At 34.6% G+C, this 17,126-nt stretch carries 16 protein-coding genes and 1 riboswitch; of the genes, 7 read left to right on the top strand and 9 right to left on the bottom strand.

Translation table 11 applies throughout. From position 1 onward, the window contains the following. Positions 1 to 89 precede the first annotated feature (89 nt). Positions 90 to 1,127: a substrate-binding domain-containing protein gene (locus tag C1H87_RS01995; RefSeq protein WP_102754215.1), complete on the bottom strand. Its 1,038-nt coding sequence runs from the start codon at positions 1,125 to 1,127 to the stop codon at positions 90 to 92. A 260-nt stretch (positions 1,128 to 1,387) separates the two neighbouring features. Here C1H87_RS01995 and C1H87_RS01990 point away from each other — a divergent pair, with 260 nt between their 5' ends. From C1H87_RS01990 to C1H87_RS01965, 6 genes are read left to right on the top strand one after another with little or no spacing between them, the layout of a single operon-like run. Then, a complete protein-coding gene (locus C1H87_RS01990) occupies positions 1,388 to 2,203 on the top strand; it encodes an SDR family oxidoreductase (RefSeq protein ID WP_102754214.1) in 816 nt (271 codons plus the stop codon). 17 nt (positions 2,204 to 2,220) lie between these two features. Further along, positions 2,221 to 3,402, top strand: a complete 1,182-nt coding sequence (gene uxuA, locus C1H87_RS01985; protein WP_102754213.1) for a mannonate dehydratase — start codon at positions 2,221 to 2,223, stop codon at positions 3,400 to 3,402. Further along, positions 3,399 to 4,820, top strand: a complete 1,422-nt coding sequence (uxaC, locus tag C1H87_RS01980) for a glucuronate isomerase (RefSeq protein WP_102754212.1) — start codon at positions 3,399 to 3,401, stop codon at positions 4,818 to 4,820. Before uxuA ends, uxaC begins: the two co-directional genes overlap by 4 nt. Before the next feature lie 9 nt (positions 4,821 to 4,829). Then, on the top strand, positions 4,830 to 5,819 hold the full coding sequence (locus C1H87_RS01975; RefSeq protein WP_102754211.1) for a TRAP transporter substrate-binding protein: 990 nt from the start codon (positions 4,830 to 4,832) through the stop codon (positions 5,817 to 5,819). Positions 5,820 to 5,837: 18 nt separating this feature from the next. Further along, positions 5,838 to 6,305, top strand: a complete 468-nt coding sequence (locus C1H87_RS01970; protein WP_102754210.1) for a TRAP transporter small permease — start codon at positions 5,838 to 5,840, stop codon at positions 6,303 to 6,305. Then, positions 6,305 to 7,600 (top strand): TRAP transporter large permease, encoded by a 1,296-nt coding sequence (locus tag C1H87_RS01965; RefSeq protein WP_102754209.1) that lies wholly within the window; start codon positions 6,305 to 6,307, stop codon positions 7,598 to 7,600. The genes C1H87_RS01970 and C1H87_RS01965 overlap by 1 nt, the downstream gene beginning before the upstream one ends. 223 nt (positions 7,601 to 7,823) lie before the next feature. On the opposite strand, the gene thiH is transcribed toward C1H87_RS01965, so the two are convergent. The 7 genes from thiH to thiS all read right to left on the bottom strand — a co-directional run bounded on the left by thiH (position 7,824) and on the right by thiS (position 13,905). Next, on the bottom strand, positions 7,824 to 8,942 hold the full coding sequence (gene thiH, locus C1H87_RS01960) for a 2-iminoacetate synthase ThiH (RefSeq protein ID WP_102754208.1): 1,119 nt from the start codon (positions 8,940 to 8,942) through the stop codon (positions 7,824 to 7,826). A 10-nt stretch (positions 8,943 to 8,952) separates the two neighbouring features. Further along, positions 8,953 to 9,735, bottom strand: coding sequence for a thiazole synthase (locus tag C1H87_RS01955; protein WP_102754207.1), 783 nt, complete (start codon positions 9,733 to 9,735; stop codon positions 8,953 to 8,955). A gap of 1 nt (position 9,736) precedes the next feature. Beyond that, complete coding sequence (gene thiE / locus C1H87_RS01950; protein ID WP_102754206.1) at positions 9,737 to 10,387, bottom strand: thiamine phosphate synthase; 651 nt, start codon at positions 10,385 to 10,387, stop codon at positions 9,737 to 9,739. Continuing rightward, positions 10,377 to 11,147, bottom strand: coding sequence for a hydroxymethylpyrimidine/phosphomethylpyrimidine kinase (locus C1H87_RS01945; protein WP_102754205.1), 771 nt, complete (start codon positions 11,145 to 11,147; stop codon positions 10,377 to 10,379). The genes thiE and C1H87_RS01945 overlap by 11 nt, the downstream gene beginning before the upstream one ends. Continuing rightward, positions 11,144 to 11,725: a thiamine phosphate synthase gene (locus C1H87_RS01940; RefSeq protein WP_102754204.1), complete on the bottom strand. Its 582-nt coding sequence runs from the start codon at positions 11,723 to 11,725 to the stop codon at positions 11,144 to 11,146. The genes C1H87_RS01945 and C1H87_RS01940 overlap by 4 nt, the downstream gene beginning before the upstream one ends. A 3-nt stretch (positions 11,726 to 11,728) precedes the next feature. Then, a complete protein-coding gene (gene thiC / locus C1H87_RS01935; RefSeq protein WP_102758142.1) occupies positions 11,729 to 13,591 on the bottom strand; it encodes a phosphomethylpyrimidine synthase ThiC in 1,863 nt (620 codons plus the stop codon). A gap of 110 nt (positions 13,592 to 13,701) precedes the next feature. Beyond that, positions 13,702 to 13,905, bottom strand: coding sequence for a sulfur carrier protein ThiS (gene thiS / locus C1H87_RS01930; RefSeq protein WP_158655098.1), 204 nt, complete (start codon positions 13,903 to 13,905; stop codon positions 13,702 to 13,704). 302 nt (positions 13,906 to 14,207) lie between these two features. Further along, positions 14,208 to 14,301, bottom strand: a riboswitch (TPP riboswitch). A gap of 585 nt (positions 14,302 to 14,886) precedes the next feature. Here thiS and C1H87_RS01920 point away from each other — a divergent pair. Continuing rightward, on the top strand, positions 14,887 to 15,993 hold the full coding sequence (locus tag C1H87_RS01920) for a hypothetical protein (protein WP_158655097.1): 1,107 nt from the start codon (positions 14,887 to 14,889) through the stop codon (positions 15,991 to 15,993). A gap of 32 nt (positions 15,994 to 16,025) precedes the next feature. On the opposite strand, the gene C1H87_RS01915 is transcribed toward C1H87_RS01920, so the two are convergent. Further along, a complete protein-coding gene (locus tag C1H87_RS01915) occupies positions 16,026 to 17,099 on the bottom strand; it encodes a DUF418 domain-containing protein (protein WP_102754200.1) in 1,074 nt (357 codons plus the stop codon). Positions 17,100 to 17,126 lie beyond the last annotated feature (27 nt).

The following is a 17,126-nucleotide window of genomic DNA, read 5'->3' as shown; positions in this document are numbered from 1 at the left end:
ATGTATATTCTGTTGTTGTTTTTTCCCAGAAGTACTACATATGAGTTTTCGATGCGCAAGAGGTTCTTTTTGTTAACGATTAACTGTTTTTATAAGTACTTAATATTCTCTTTTGTTAACAATTTTATAGGTAAGTACCTTTTTGTTTCTGGAACAATACCATTTAAAATAAAATTAAATAAGGTTTTTGTGCCTTCGTAGCCTTGATAAAAAGAATTTTGATCGATTAAAAAATCGATGATTTCATTTTTAATAAAAAGTATATTATCCTCGTTCAGATCGTAACCGATTAATTTTAAATGTTTTATGTTGTTGTCTTCAATATGTTTTGCTATAGTTCTTACTTTACTTGACGGAACAAATATGCCTCGAATTTGGTTGTTCGTTAATTGTTCGGAAATTAATTCATCAAAAGATTTTTGGTCTTTCATATTCGAAACAATAGCTTCATTAATTTTAACCTTTGAATTTTTGGAGTTGAAATACGATTTAAAGCCCGAAATTCTGTCTAAAATAGCAGAATGAAAACCGTTATTTTTTCTGGCTTCTAAAATGAGGATCTCATCTTCATCATCTATTAATAAAGACATGAGTTTAGCAGCAAGTACTCCGCTATCAAAAGAATGTTGCCCTATGTAAGAAATATTGTTTGCACCTTCCATTTCAATATTAATAAATACGTAGGGGATGTTTCCTTTTTCTAAATGTATAAGGCGTTTTTTGGTTTCTTCTGGGAATATAGGAACCAATAGTACAGCATCAAAAGATTTTTCCAGCAAGCTATCAAACGCTTCTTCGAAAGATTTAGGATCAAGCAGATTAAAATAAAAGTAGCTTACCGAGGTGCGATGAATTTCAATTTCTTTCGAAGCCTTTTCAATACCTTTTTTGGGTAAGTACCAAAAATCTGAGGCAGACTCCGCTACAGGAATTAGCACAGCTATATCATATTTTTTATTTAGTGCAAGTGTACTAGCCGTCTTGTTTATTTGAAAATTGTGCTCCTTTATTATTTTTTCAATATGAGCTTTGGTTTTTTCAGAAACCCCAGGTCGGTTATGAATAACACGATCTACTGTTCCAATAGAAACATTAGCTAAGGCTGCAATATCTTTAATTGTTTTCAATATGTGCTTAAAATAAATTCATACCTCAAATAAAATAAATACAAAACGTAGTTTACTTAAAGTTTCAAAAAAACGAAAATATAAAATAGTGAGCTATTTACAATATTTTCGCTGTTTTTTAAAAACGAATTAAAGAAAATAGTTTAAATTTGCGTGTACGCACACGTATTTGTAAGAAATTAGGATGTTTTTTATTGAAATAGGAGAGGACAATTAAAAAATAGGATAAGATATAATTGATTGTCTTTTATAAAAATAAGATGAATTTATTTAATATAAAGAGTAAAATAGTACTTGTAACCGGAGGTTGTGGAGTACTTGGTGGAGGTATTGCAAAATATTTACTAGAAGAAGGTGCCATAGTAGTTTTATTGCATTATAAAGAAAAACCACTGGTAGAAACCGTAGAAGGATTTAAAAGCATAAGCGAGCATGTAGATGGTTTTGTCTGTGATGTTACTAAAGAAGAAAGTATACAGAAAGCATCCCATGCGATTATTAAAAAGTATGGACGTATTGATGTTTTAATAAACGCAGCAGGAGGTAATATGCCTGGTGCGACCATAGCACCATCACAAACGATTTTTGATGTAGGTATTGATGACTTTAAAAAGGTGGTAGATTTAAATCTGTTCGGAAGTATTTTGCCATCAATTGTTTTTGGGAAGGAAATGGCGAAAAATAAAAGCGGTGTTATCTTAAATGTATCTTCAATGGCGGCCCAAAGAGCCATTACAAGAGTGGTTGGCTATTCGGCATCAAAAGCTGCGATCGATAATTTTACAAAATGGATGTCTGTTGAATTGGCATTGAAATATGGAGACGGATTAAGGGTAAATGCCATTGCCCCAGGATTTTTTATAGGAAACCAGAATCGAGATTTGTTAATTGATAAAGAAACGGGGAATTATACAGACAGAGGGAACACGATTATTCAAAATACCCCAATGAAAAGATTTGGCGAAGCGGATGAATTAAATGGCGCGGTGCATTATCTTTGTTCCGATGCATCAAAATTCGTAACAGGCATTGTAGTTCCTGTCGATGGCGGGTTTAGTGCATTTAGTGGAGTATAATAATTAAAAAGAAAAAAATGCAACAAACATGGCGTTGGTACGGACCCAATGATCCGGTAAAATTATCAGATATAAAACAAGCAGGAGCAACAGGTGTTGTTTCGGCTTTACATCAAGTTCCTAATGGAGAAGTCTGGACAATAGAAGCGATTAAAGAAAGGAAACAAATAATAGAAGCTGCTGGTTTAGAGTGGTCTGTTGTAGAAAGCATTCCCGTACATGAAAATATTAAAACACGTTCGGGAGACTTTAAAACATATATAGATAACTATAAAAAAAGTATAGAAAATGTAGCAGCATGTGGTATTAACATTGTTTGTTACAATTTTATGCCAGTTTTAGATTGGACGAGAACCTCTTTGGATTATGAAGTTGAAGATGGATCAAAAGCATTACGTTTTGATGTAACAGCTTTTGCAGCTTTCGAATTGCATTTACTAAAAAGACCGGGAGCAGAAGCTACATATACAGCTGAATTAAAGGCTGAAGCAAAAGCTTATGCTGAGGCTTTAACCGAAGAAGAAAAGAGAGGATTGGTAAACAATATTATTGCAGGTTTACCAGGAGCAGAAGAAGGGTATACTTTAGAACAGTTTCAAACCATTTTAGATAGTTATGCAGATATTGATGCCCAAAAACTAAAAGAAAATTTGGTAGCATTCTTAAAGGAAATTATACCAGTAGCAGCTCAAAATAATGTATTAATGTGTATTCACCCAGACGATCCACCTTACGCTATTTTAGGGTTGCCGAGAATAATGAGTACAGAAGCCGATTACGCATATATTTTTGAACAAGTACCTCATATTTCTAACGGTATTACTTTTTGTACAGGATCTTTAGGTGTAAGAGCAGATAATAATTTGGTGCAAATTTTTAAACGTTTTGCAGACCGAGTACACTTTTTACACTTAAGAAGTACAAAAAGAGATGTAAAAGGAAACTTCTATGAAGCCAATCATTTAGAAGGCGATGTAGGTATGTTTAGTATCGTAAAAGAGGTTATAGAAGAAGAAGCAAAGAGAAAGGCAGCAGGAAGAGCAGATGCCTTAATTCCGGTGCGCCCGGATCATGGCCATCAAATGTTGGACGATTTACATAAAAAAACTAACCCGGGATATTCAGGTATTGGACGTTTACGTGGGTTAGCAGAATTAAGAGGATTAGAATTAGGAATTACCAAAAGCTTAGGACTATGATTGAAGCTTCCCCCAAAGCATTCATAACAGAAAATTTTTTACTAAGATCTAAAGAAGCAGAAATCTTATATCATGATTATGCTAAAGACCTGCCAATAATAGATTATCATAATCATTTATCTGCGAAACAAATAGCAGAAAATAAACCTGTTGAAAATATTACCAAAGCTTGGTTAAGTGAAGATCACTACAAATGGCGGGGTATGCGGGCTAACGGTATTAATGAAGCATTTATTACAGGTTTTGCTTCTTTAAAAGAGAAATTTATTAAGTGGGCAGAAACAGTGCCTTATACCGTAAGGAACCCCTTGTTTCATTGGACGCAATTGGAGTTAAAACGCTATTTCAACATCGATACGATTCTACAGCCAAGCACTGCGGACGAAATTTACGATAAAGCCAATGCTATTTTAGCTAAAAAGACACCCGCTGAGTTGTTGGAACAAATGAAAGTGGAGCTTGTTTGTACAACAGACGATCCCACAGATTCTTTAAAATATCATAAACAAATAAACAAAGGGACCTTTTACACAAAAGTGTTGCCTACATTTCGGTCTGATGCCTTGTTTTTTATAGAAGACGCACCAAACTTTAATGCCTATTTAGATAAGTTGGGTGCTTGCGTTAAATTTTCCATCAGTAGCCTTGGTAGCTTGCTTAAAGCCATTGATACAAGAATTGATTTTTTCCATGAAAATGGCTGTGTATTGTCTGATTATGGTATTACAGGTGCTTTGCATATTGTGGATTATACAGAGATTGAAGTTGCCGAAATATTCAGAAAGTTTTTAAGCAAAAGGCCTTTAACAAATGAAGAGGTAGCAAAATATAGAACATTTATGATGTTTTACCTATCTCGTAAATACCATACTAAGGGATGGACGCAACAATTTCATTTAGGACCTATTAGAAATAATAATAAAAGATTGGTTGAATTGTGTGGGGCAGATGCAGGATGCGATTCTATAGGCGATTATTCATTTGCAGAATCTATGTCAAAGCTATTTGGACAGTTAGACTATGAAAATAAACTGGCAAAAACAATTTGCTATAATTTAAACCCGGCTCACAATGAAGTATTTGCGAGTATGATGGGTAATTTCAATACCGGAGAAATGCCTGGAAAAATGCAATGGGGTTCTGGTTGGTGGTATTTAGACCAAAAGGATGGCATTGAAAAACAATTAAATACATTATCAAATATTGGACTATTGAGCCATTTTGTTGGCATGCTAACAGATAGTCGTAGCTTTTTATCCTTCCCAAGACACGAATATTTCAGACGTATATTGTGCGATTTAATTGCAGATGATATTCAAAAAGGGTTAGTTCCTAACGATATACCGTTTTTAGGGAAATTAGTTCAGGATATTTGTTATAATAATGCCGTAAAATATTTTAAATTTGATACTAATTAAAAGCTCTCCATGAAGAATCCACGTTTTATCAAGTCCCTATTTGTTTTAATAATAGCATCATTCGTACTTAGCTCTTGTAATACGTTACAAAGTAAAAAAGTAATAAAACTGGCTCATGGACTAGATATGAGTCATCCGGTTCATAAAGCTATGGTGTTTATGGCAGAAGATTTGGAAAAACGTTCTAATGGAACTATGGGGATTCAGATTTACCCGAATCAACAGTTAGGAACCGAACGTCAGGCCTTAGAGTTAATACAGATAGGTAGCTTAGGAATGACCAAAGTTTCGGCAGCTGTTATGGAGAATTTCTCGCCTAACATGAAAGTGTTTGGCCTGCCATTTTTATTTAGAGACAGAGCACATACGTTTAATGTTCTGGATGGAGACATAGGGAAGGAGCTTTTAGATGGCGGACAGAAATACTGGCTAAAGGGGATGGGATATTACGATTCTGGAAGCCGTAGCTTTTATACAAAAGAGAAGCCTATAGAATCGCCCGAAGACTTAAAAGGGTTGAAAATCCGTGTTATGGAAAGCATCACGGCTATGAACATGGTTAACAGTTTAGGTGGCTCACCAACACCGATATCCTGGGGAGAGTTATATACATCGTTGCAACAAGGCGTAGTAGATGGCGCAGAGAATAATCCACCAAGTTTCTATTTATCACGTCACTACGAAGTCTGTAAATACTATTCTTTAGACGAGCACACATCTGTACCCGATGTATTAATTATGGGAACACATCTGTGGGATGATTTAAATGATGAACAAAGAATATGGGTTCAAGCTTCTGTTGATGCATCTGTTAAATACCAAAGAAAACTTTGGGCTAAAGCAGAAGAGGATGCGTTAGAAGCTGTTAAAAAAGCAGGTGTTGTAGTTGTTAATCCAGATAAATCTAAGTTTCAGGAAAAAGTATCGGATGTATATGAGAGTTACAAGGATGAAAGTGAGATTTATAGTTTAATCAGTAGAATTCAAAAAGTAAAATAACCCTATAATTTGCAAAAAATGAAGATAAGAGATAAAATAGATAAAGTTCTGGGTAATATTTTAGCTTTCATTATGGCGGTTATGGTAATAAATGTACTATGGCAGGTATTTACAAGGTTTATAATGGGATCACCAAGTTCGTTCACCGATGAGTTGGCACGATATTTAATGATTTGGGTTGGGGTATTAGGTGCTGCTTATGTATCGGGAAAAAAAATGCATGTAGCTATAGATTTAATCCCCAGAAAGCTTAACAAAAAAAACCAAATTAAGCTAAAACTATTTGTAAATATTCTTATCATACTTTTTTGTTTAACAGCCCTTGTAGTAGGAGGGATCAGACTAGTTTACATTACTTATGTATTAGAGCAATATTCTCCCGCGCTCCAAATTCCACTAGCATTAGTTTATTTGGTTATTCCTATTAGTGGTATCATAATTATTTATTACAAAGTTTCAGACATCATTAACAAACAACTACTCTAATGGAATATATACCAGTAATCATTTTAGTTCTAAGTTTTATCAGTTTATTGTTAATTGGGGTGCCTGTAGCCTGGAGTATAGCCATTTCATCTTTATTAACGATGATGGTAAGTATTCCAACGTTACCAGCTTTAACAACAGTCTCTCAAAGAATAGGAACAGGGCTGGATAGTTTTGCACTACTCGCTATTCCGTTTTTTGTCCTCTCAGGACAACTCATGAATAAAGGGGGCATAGCCCATCGTTTAATTGCTTTTGCTAAAACTCTGGTAGGATCGCTTCCCGGAGGTTTAGCTTTAATAAATATAATTTCTGCAATGCTCATGGGAGCTATTGCGGGTTCTGCTATGGCATCCGCCTCTGCTATGGGAAGTATTTTGGGTCCCGAAATGGAAAAAGAAGGTTATTCCAAAGAGTTTGGAGCAGCCGTAAATATCACATCTTCTACCACTGGACTTATTATTCCTCCAAGTAATGTGTTAATTGTTTATTCTCTAGCTAGTGGGGGCGTGTCTATAGCGGCGTTATTCCTTGCGGGGTACATTCCCGGAATCTTAACGGGCTTATTTTTAATGATCGTAGCTTCGTTTTGGGCTAAAAAGAAAAAATACAAAGTAGGAAAACGTAGTTCTTTAAAAGAAGTGGTAAAAACATTTATAGATGCTTTCCCTAGTTTAATGCTTTTAGTGGTGGTTATAGGTGGTATTGTCACCGGAATTTTTACAGCTACAGAGGCTTCTGCAATTGCCGTACTTTATACATTGGTTTTAGGATTTTGGTACAAGGAAATTTCGGTTAAGGATATCCCTCAAATATTGTTGGATTCTTGCGGTACCACAGCTATAGTGATGCTATTAATTGGTGCGTCAATGAGTATGTCGTGGATTATGAGTTATGAGAATATCCCTCAGGATATTTCGAGCCTGCTTTTAGGGGTTAGTGATAACCCGATCATCATTTTATTAATAATCAACTTGCTGCTCTTATTTGTAGGTATCTTTATGGATATGACACCAGCTGTTTTGATTTTTACACCTATATTTTTACCAATTATAACCAAATTGGGTATGGATCCAGTACAGTTTGGAATCGTAATGGTGCTAAATCTGTGTATAGGACTTTGTACCCCTCCCGTAGGTTCGGTCTTATTTGTTGGAGTAGGTATTGCTAATACAACTATAGAGAAAGTAGTTAAGCCATTATTACCGCTTTTCGTATCTATGATTATTGCACTGTTTTTAGTTACATATATCCCTGGTCTAACATTGTGGTTGCCTAAATTGTTTGGGTTGTAAATAGAGTATGATTGTATAGGAAGGAGCCAAATAATTGGATTTTGATACAAGTTTAAACTAATGATTTATTAATAAGTAAACTATGTTTATTTATGTGTAAATACAGGTTGTAATGATATACAAAAGATATATAAAAATATAATAGCTTTTCCGCAGACCTGTCAGGTTTTTAAAACCTGACAGGTCTTATGTGCCTATCCGAGTAAATTAGTGTAATTTATATCTAGATAAAATTTACATAAGACTTAGACCAATCTTTCCAAACCACCTCATAACCCTGAGATTGAATCATGTTTTTGATCTCCTCAGTAGTACGCTCGTCCGAAATTTCAAATTGTTCAAGCGATTCAGGTTCTACACTATACCCTCCCGGATTTGTTTTAGATTCGGCACTAAAAGAGGTAATACCCAAATGAACACTATGATTTCTAAACAATTCATTTTCGCGGGTAGATAGGGATAATTCAACATCTTCATCCAATAACCTATAAGCACAAATGAGTTGTACCAGATCGGCATCGGTCATTTCTACCTTTGGATCTAATCCGCCTTGATGCGGTCTAAGCCTTGGGAAAGAGATCGAATATTTTGTTTTCCAGTATGTTTTTTGCAGGTATTTTAAATGCAGTGCTGTATAAAAGCTATCAACTCGCCAATCTTCAAGCCCAAAAAGAGCACCTAATCCAATTTTATGAATTCCAGCTTTGCCTAATCGATCTGGGGTATCTAGCCGATAATCAAAATTTGATTTTCTACCTTTAGGATGATGGGTTTTATAAGTGGCTTTATGATAGGTTTCCTGATATACTAAAACGGCATACAATCCAGATTGAATCAAGGTTTCGTATTCTTCCTGAAGTAATGGTTGTACTTCGATACTAATATTTGAAAATTGAGAACGAATTAAATCTATAGCATGTTTTATGTATGAAACCCCAACCGTTTTGTTTGCTTCTCCCGTTACCAGAAGAATATGATCATATCCTAATTTTTTAATGTGTTCGGCTTCTTGCAATATTTCGGTATCACTCAAAGTTCTTCTTCTAATACCATTATCCATACTAAATCCGCAGTAGGTACAGATGTTTTGACACTCATTGGACAGATACATAGGAATGTACATTTGAATGGTATTACCAAAGCGTTTTTTAGTAATAGTATTGCTGCGTTGCGCCATTTCTTCTATATACGGTTTGGCAGCTGGAGATATGAGCTTTTTAAAATCTTCTAATTCAATTTTATCTTTAAGAAGCACCTTTTCTATCTCTTCAGCGGTAACTTCATATATCTCTTTTTCTAAAGTATCCCAATCGTATGTTTCGAATGTGTTTTTAAAAGACATGATTGTGTTGTTAGTTTAGATCGTTTAGAAAAGAGGTGAGAGGACTACTTGCTTCTGCATGTTTCTTAATAGGTGCTAGTTTGGCGTTATAAGCCATACGCCCGGCTTCAACGGCCATTTTAAAAGCAATTCCCATTTCTACTGGGTTTTGAGATACGGCAATAGCAGTATTTACTAAAACGGCATCAGCTCCCAATTCCATGGCATATGCAGCATGTGACGGCGCACCAATACCAGCATCAACAATAACAGGAACGTTGCTTTGTTCTATAATAATTTCCAAAAACTCAAGCGTTTTAAGGCCTTTGTTACTTCCTATTGGAGCACCTAAAGGCATCACACATTGCACGCCAACTTCTTCCAAACGTTTGCATAGCACAGGATCGGCATGAATGTATGGCATCACAACGAAGCCCAATTTTACCAATTCTTCTGCTGCTTTTAAGGTTTCAATAGGGTCGGGGAGTAGGTATCTGGGATCCGGGTGTATTTCCAGTTTTACCCAATTGGTTTGAAGTGCTTCCCTTGCCAATTCAGCTGCAAATACAGCTTCTTTGGCTGTTCTTACCCCGGAGGTGTTAGGTAACAAATTAATTTGATTACTTTTTAAATGCGCAAGCATATCATCCGATTCATTTTCCAAATCCACACGTTTTAATGCTACGGTAACCAATTCGCTTTCCGAAGCTATAATGGCTTCTCGCATTTTATCAGAACTGCTAAATTTACCCGTACCGGTGAATAATCTCGACTTAAAGGTCTTATCTGCTATGTTAAGTATATCTGTTGTCATGTTATGTATTTTGATTGGGATTCCAAACCTGTTCTTGCTCCGAAGGGCTGTTTAACAGTTTGTTGAATTGACTAATTGTATTGAAATTTTTGGTGATTTCTCCAGAGGCAGCAATACCATGAATGCCCGTTTTTAATAGTTCTGGCACATCTTTTAAGGTAATACCTCCAATGGCAATAATTGGTGTGTCCGTTTGAAGCGTTTCAAGAATGGTTAGGTAGCCGTTTGTTCCTAAAATAGGGCTTAAGTTATTTTTAGTTGTTGTAAAGCGAAAAGGTCCCATCCCAATATAGTTTACTTTTTTTTCGATTAATTTTTCACAGTCTTCAAGGGTGTTAGCCGTGCCCCCAATGATTTGCCAGGGGTCTAAATCTTTTCGAGCCGTAGTAGGACAGGTGTCGTTTTTTCCCAAATGCACACCGTCTGCTTTTACTTTTTTTGCAATTTTATAATGGTCGTTAATGATTAATCGTGTTTGATAATGCGATGTAATTTCCCGGGCTTCTTCTGCAGCTTTCAGAATTTTCTTTTCAGATGTATTCTTTAAACGGAGTTGCACCAATTCAGCTCCCGAAGTACAAGCTCTTTGAATGTTTTCAAGATGTTCTTTGGCTGTATGGCCTTGTGATATATAATGTAGTTTAGGAAGCATGACTATTAGTTTTAGAATGAGTGCCCAAAAGGGTTTTTGTAGAGTTTAGAAATTGTTCAGTATACCATTTGGCATGTCTGCAAGCATCAATTAAATCAGCGTGTAATGTCAGATTACTAGCTATAGCTGATGCTAACACACAGCCACTTCCATGTTTTGGATAGATGTCTGTAAGTTTAGGTTCAAACAGTACTTTATTATAATCTTTTCGGTATAATTCATCCCGTCCTTTGTTATCAGTTCTGTGACCGCCTTTTAAGTATAAGTTGGTTTTATCGCTAATAATTTTAATAGTTTCTTCTACCGTTTTATCAGGATATAAAGCTTGTATTTCTTCAAAATTTGGTGTGATGATATAGCATTTATTTAAAATACTTTCAAATTTCTGCTGTGACGATTTCTCATGAAAATCGAAACCCGTACTTGACTTTAAAACAGGGTCTAATACCATTTTAATGTTAGGGTTTAAACGAAGCAACTCATCTAATATTTGGGATAAAACTTGCCAATTTTCGACAATTCCAATTTTTACAACGTCAATCATAAACCGATCAAAAAGGATATGAATTTGATCTAAAATAAGGTCAATATCAACCCATTTACACGATTGAAATGTCATATCGTTTTGAACAGTTAGAGCTGTGCAAACCGATAACCCGTATAAACCGTGCGCTTCAAATGTTTTGACATCAGAAGCAATTCCTGCTCCATTTGACGGATCGAAACCTGCAATGGACAATATGTAAGTCTGTTTGTTCAATTAAAATAATTAAGCATTTGTTTTAAATCATCAACCGGGGTTTTACTGTTCCAGATACCTCCCAGAACGCCAACACCTTGAAAACCGAGACGAATAAAGTCGTTAATATTATCTTTTGTAGCACCACCCATTCCAATGATTCTTTTGGGAATATCATTAACATCAAACCCTTGTCCTTTATAGTTTTCTTTTGAAATGGATGTAAACACAGGGCTAAGAAATTGATAATTGAATTCATATGTGCATTCAGATAATTCTTTAGGATCATGAAACGAAGAACTCACCGATATTTGTTTGTTTTTTAAGAAAGTATCTATTGTTCTAGAAGAAGTATCTCTTCGTTTTTGCTCCTGAAAATGAATGCCTTTTAGATCAAATTCATCAATTAATTCATGATGGTAATGTACCACAATTCTATTATGAAATCTGGTGTTTATTTGTTGTATGTAATCACCATGCTCCTTGAAATTTTTCATTGGTTTTCGCAAATGATAATATTCTAAACCAGCTTCGAAAAGCTGATTTAGAATTATAATTTCATCACGAATGTCTTCCTCGGGAGCAATAACTACGATCATGACTTATAAATAAACTTCGCTTCCTTTATCCTTGAATTCTTTCGATTTTTCAGCCATACCTTTTTGCATCACTTCATTATCGTCGTTAATATCGTTTTCAGCCGCAAAGTTTCGCACTTCCTGAGAAATTTTCATGGAGCAAAACTTTGGTCCACACATAGAACAGAAATGTGCAATTTTGGCACCCTCTGCTGGTAAGGTTTCATCATGGTATTCTCTCGCTAATTCCGGGTCAAGACCTAAGTTAAACTGATCTTCCCAACGGAATTCGAAACGTGCTTTACTTAAGGCATTATCTCTGTGTTGTGCGCCAGGATGACCTTTTGCTAGATCGGCAGCATGTGCCGCTAATTTATAGGTTACTACACCTGTTCGAACGTCTTCTTTATTCGGTAAGCCTAAGTGTTCTTTTGGAGTGACATAGCAAAGCATGGCACAACCGTACCAACCAATCATGGCAGCACCAATCCCGGAAGTAATATGGTCGTACCCAGGAGCAATATCAGTTGTTAGTGGCCCTAAGGTATAAAAAGGAGCTTCATCACAAACCTCAATTTGTTTTTCCATGTTTTCCTTGATCATATGCATAGGTACATGACCAGGCCCTTCAATAAAGCATTGTACTTCGTGTTTACGAGCAATTTTGGTTAGTTCTCCTAAGGTTTCCAGTTCGGCAAACTGCGCTTCGTCATTGGCATCTGCTACAGAACCCGGACGTAATCCATCACCTAAAGAGAAAGCGACATCGTATTGTTTTAAAATGTCACAAATATCTTCGAAATGCGTGTAGAGGAAGTTTTCTTTATGATGTGCCAAACACCATTTTGCCATAATAGATCCGCCACGAGAAACAATACCCGTAACACGATTTGCCGTCATGGGTACATATCTCAATAATACACCAGCATGAATCGTGAAATAATCAACACCCTGTTCCGCTTGTTCAATAAGGGTATCTCTAAAAATTTCCCATGTTAAATCTTCAGCAACACCATTTACTTTTTCTAAAGCTTGATAAATAGGTACCGTTCCAACTGGTACAGGAGAGTTTCTAATAATCCATTCGCGAGTTTCATGAATGTTTTCTCCTGTAGATAAATCCATGATATTATCTGCACCCCATCTACAAGCCCAAACAGCTTTTTCTACTTCTTCTTCAATGGAAGATGTTACAGCAGAATTTCCAATATTGGCATTGATTTTTACTAAAAAGTTTCGCCCCAAAATCATAGGTTCAGCTTCCGGGTGATTAATATTTGATGGAATAACGGCACGGCCTCTAGCTACTTCTGAACGAACAAATTCAGCAGTAATCTTTGAAGGAATAGAAGCTCCAAAGTGTTCGCCTTTGTGCTGCTTTCTAATCTCTGTCATTTCATCTATCCGCTGATTTTCCCGAATGGCAATATATTCCATTTCCGGAGTTATAATGCCTTGTTTGGCATAATGCAATTGGGTTACATTTTTTCCTGCTTTGGCGCGCAATGGCTTTTTAAGCAATGAAAAACGCATATGATCTAAAGAGGAGTCTCTTAAACGTTCGTTACTGTATTCGGATGTGTAACTGCTTAATTCTTCTACATCATTGCGATCTAAGACCCATGGTTTACGAATGGGGTCAATACCTTTATGAATGTCGATATCCTTATTTGGATCGGTATAAGGTCCGGAGGTATCGTATACGGTTACCGGTTCGTTAGGGGTTAACTTACCCGTCATGGCATCTTTTGTGTCGCTAAGAGAAATCTCCCTCATTGCCACTTGTATGTCTGGGTGTATGTCACCTTGAACATAGATTTTTTTGGAATTAGGAAAAGGGTTTCTTGATATTTTCCCTTCTTTTGGAGCTGTGTCTTTAGTTTTCATTTTTATAAGTTTTTTTGTCATTCTGAATGAAATAAAGAATCTATAATCTTATGATTTTACAAACAAATAAGATTCTTCGCTACACTCTGAATGACATTTTTTAAATAGCATCAACCACCCTGAGTAGCCTGAATTATTAATATGTTATCGTTTAAGTTAAAGTAATATGAGTCCCATTGCTCTTTGGCTATAATTTTATTGTTAATAGCAAATGCAATACCGTTTGATGGTGATTTAATTTTAGTAAGTAGTTTGGATATGGTGGTCGTTTCTTCAACCTCCATTGTCGTCTCATTTACTGATATTTTAATCATAAATAATACAATTTTAATAGTTTGAATAAAGTGCCTCGGAGCAAGCCCACGAGGCATTCAACAGAAAACATTTTTTATTTCGAAGTAAACTTCGAGGGTTATACCTAAAGATCCCGCCAGATACTGAAACGAGCGGGATTAGTTCAACTAACAATTTTGAATTCTTCCGATGTAAAATCGAAATTTTCAAAATTGAGTTTCACTAATAAACTATTAAAGGCTGAGACGAAATACTTTGAAAATAGTACAGCAGCTAATAAGTAGCCGTGTACATATATAAGAAGTATGTAGATGTATGTTGTATACATCTCTTAACTTTTTCCTTCGCTGGTACTAACCATATCAGGTTCAAAGGGACTGTCTCAGTTCCATATAGGAACACCCCTAAAGTTTACATTACAAACTTAATTTAAAATTCTGGATTATGACTAGATTTTTTTAATAAACATTGAATGTTGGGTTGAAGTATTAGGAAAAAAGGATGAATTAGAAAAGCAACTTTTTAATGTTTTTGTAACAAATTTACAACTGTATACTACTAATAGTGTAGTTATGAGTTTTATGTGTAATCCAACGGAAAAATTAATAAACCCCAAAAAGCGAAATATTAGTGTTTTTTTATTGTAAAATCCCTTTAAGATAAGTTTCACCCCCTCTAAGACATGTTTTAATCCGTTATATATATATAATAATCCATCTAAGGTAATTTTTATCATTGATATTTATTGAACTGTATAAAACCAGTCATTTACAGTTATTGTGCCTGGTTTTTTTGATCGTTTTTTATTGAAACGTTTGAGGCATAAATAAGTTTTTGTCTCATGAAAAGCTTAGTTGAAAAATTATTACCCAAATCTACTTTGTTTTCTTTTTGGAATATAAAATATCAGCTTCTGGTAGAACTATTCTATTTATTTCATGGAACCAAGTCTAACTAGTCCACTTGAGATGTTTATGCCAGTGGTTAATATTACAAATTATATGACATTTAGAAAAATTAAAGAAATATACCAGAAAATTCTAACAGTGTTTAGTTTATTAATAGCTATTATAGGAATAGGTTTTTTATTAAAAACAATTGAAAAAGAAGAGTTAAGAGAGAATTTTGATATAATGGCTTTTGAGATATTTGATAAAAAAGATTTGGAGACCAAAAATTATTACTCAATAATTAAAAGCGGGGATGTAATTGAAAGAGGTAGTATAGAAAAGTATAATTCACATAAAAAGAAAATTCAAAATGAATATTCTAGAGTTATCAAGAAAAAAGGTAGATTAGAACGTAGACTTGAAAAAATAAAATCGCTTGGTTCATCAAACAAAAAAAGGACAAATAAGATAAAAAAAATAGAATATAGGATTAATGATTTAAGTGTAAGAAAAGACTGTTTAAATTTAATATCTCGAAATTTAAAAGCACTTGAATCATCCACTGATATATTTAAGTTGAACGAATTACCTATTAACGCATTAAGTGGTAATTTAACATATGATTATAAAAATGATACTGTATTAATAAACTATATAAGCGGGCAAACTTATAGTTTTATCCATGAAGCTACTCATGCTTATCAATTTTACGCAGGGTATATTGTCTTTGTAAAAAATACAAAATTACCAACAGCTCTTGATATCCCCGATGAAGTATGGGCATATAGAGCTCAATATGCTTATGATCCAATGGGGGTTAAAAGAATGACTTCCAACAAAAAAATCAATGGCATAGAAGATATTGATGAGGATTGGGTTCTTAACATAAAGAACCTGAAAGCCCCTAAAGGTGACCCTAGAGGCAAACCGTACCAAAGAGATTATATCTACAAAGAAAAAAAGGATATAAATACAACTTTAGGAGAATTGCTTGAGCGAAATAAAGATATAGCCTACTATGATAAAATAATTAAGCTAGAAGATCTTTTAAGCATACCAAGTATAAGAAAGCTTATTGCTAATAAACCTATAGATAAGAGTACTGCTTTGAGTAAATTGCGTATACTTTTTCCCTATTTTGATTTTAATAACAAAATAAAGCTTAAGCATTTACCTAATGCAATAATTGGGGATTCAGAATTAATAATAAGGAACTAGAAAACTTTATATTCTGTTAATTTAAATTATTTTTAGTCCGTCAACTTCCGCATAACCCATTCCAATGGCCCAGCATCTTTATACTTAAACCAAACCCATGCAAAACAAGCGCAGAAGAAACTAAAAGCAAAAGCATATAACACAGAGAATTCTATGGAGTAGTTTCCAAAGTTTTCAGAGCCCAATTCTTCCATAAAACCTATTCCAATAACGACATGAGCAACGTAAAATGTAAGCGCTAACCGTCCGGTTTTATATAATCCATCTATTATTATATTGGATGTGTTTCTACACATTAAAATACATCCTGATATAGTCGTGACCGCAATAGATAAACCGTTCATCATAAATATGGGCAAAGGTGGCATAGGTTCAGTTCCAAAAATGGAGTTAATTTCTTCAAAAGCGATGTTATTACTATTTGAAAGATATTGAACCATTCCATTGGAAAACAATTGAATAAAAATAAAGGCACTCAAACCTATCCAAAATGATTTTTTTACAAATTTTTCGTCATTTAAATTTTGTCTGCCATACCATAGCCCAAATAGCATAAAAGCTACCCAAGGGAATACAGGATTATAGCCGTTATAGAATAGATTTCTTAGAAAGCCTTTTACGGTCCAAAAGTTGTCATAGTATAATGTTGTAAAATCCCATCCATTATCGTAATCCCATATTAAAAGCAATAAAGGAAATATTGCAATAATCGCAATTACAGCGATTAGAATAGGAGTCGCCTTTTTGTTTATAAAGAATAGGGTTAAGAGTAAATATACCCCGTAAGAATGTAATATATCGGCAGGCCATATCCACAAATAGGATAACCCGATAAGAAAAAGAAAAATGGCTCTTTTTATTATTCGGATTCGAATTAATCTTAGTTTTTCAAGATTTTGTGTTTTTACAGATGAGTTTGTCATTAATGCCAATCCAACACCTGCCAAAACAACAAATGTGGCTGCAGCTTTTCCATCAAAAAAATTGGCAAATGCTTTTATCCAAGCATTACCCTGATCTCCAAAAACAATTTTGAAATGAACTATAATCATGCCTATTACAGCTAATGATCTAGCAACATCTATTCCTATAATTCTATTTTTCATTCGTATGGTTTTATGGCTACGAAATTA

This window comes from Flavivirga eckloniae (genome assembly GCF_002886045.1).
Lineage (GTDB): Bacteria > Bacteroidota > Bacteroidia > Flavobacteriales > Flavobacteriaceae > Flavivirga > Flavivirga eckloniae.
Note: the sequence above shows the minus strand (reverse complement) of the source record. Positions and strands in the feature narration are given on the sequence as shown.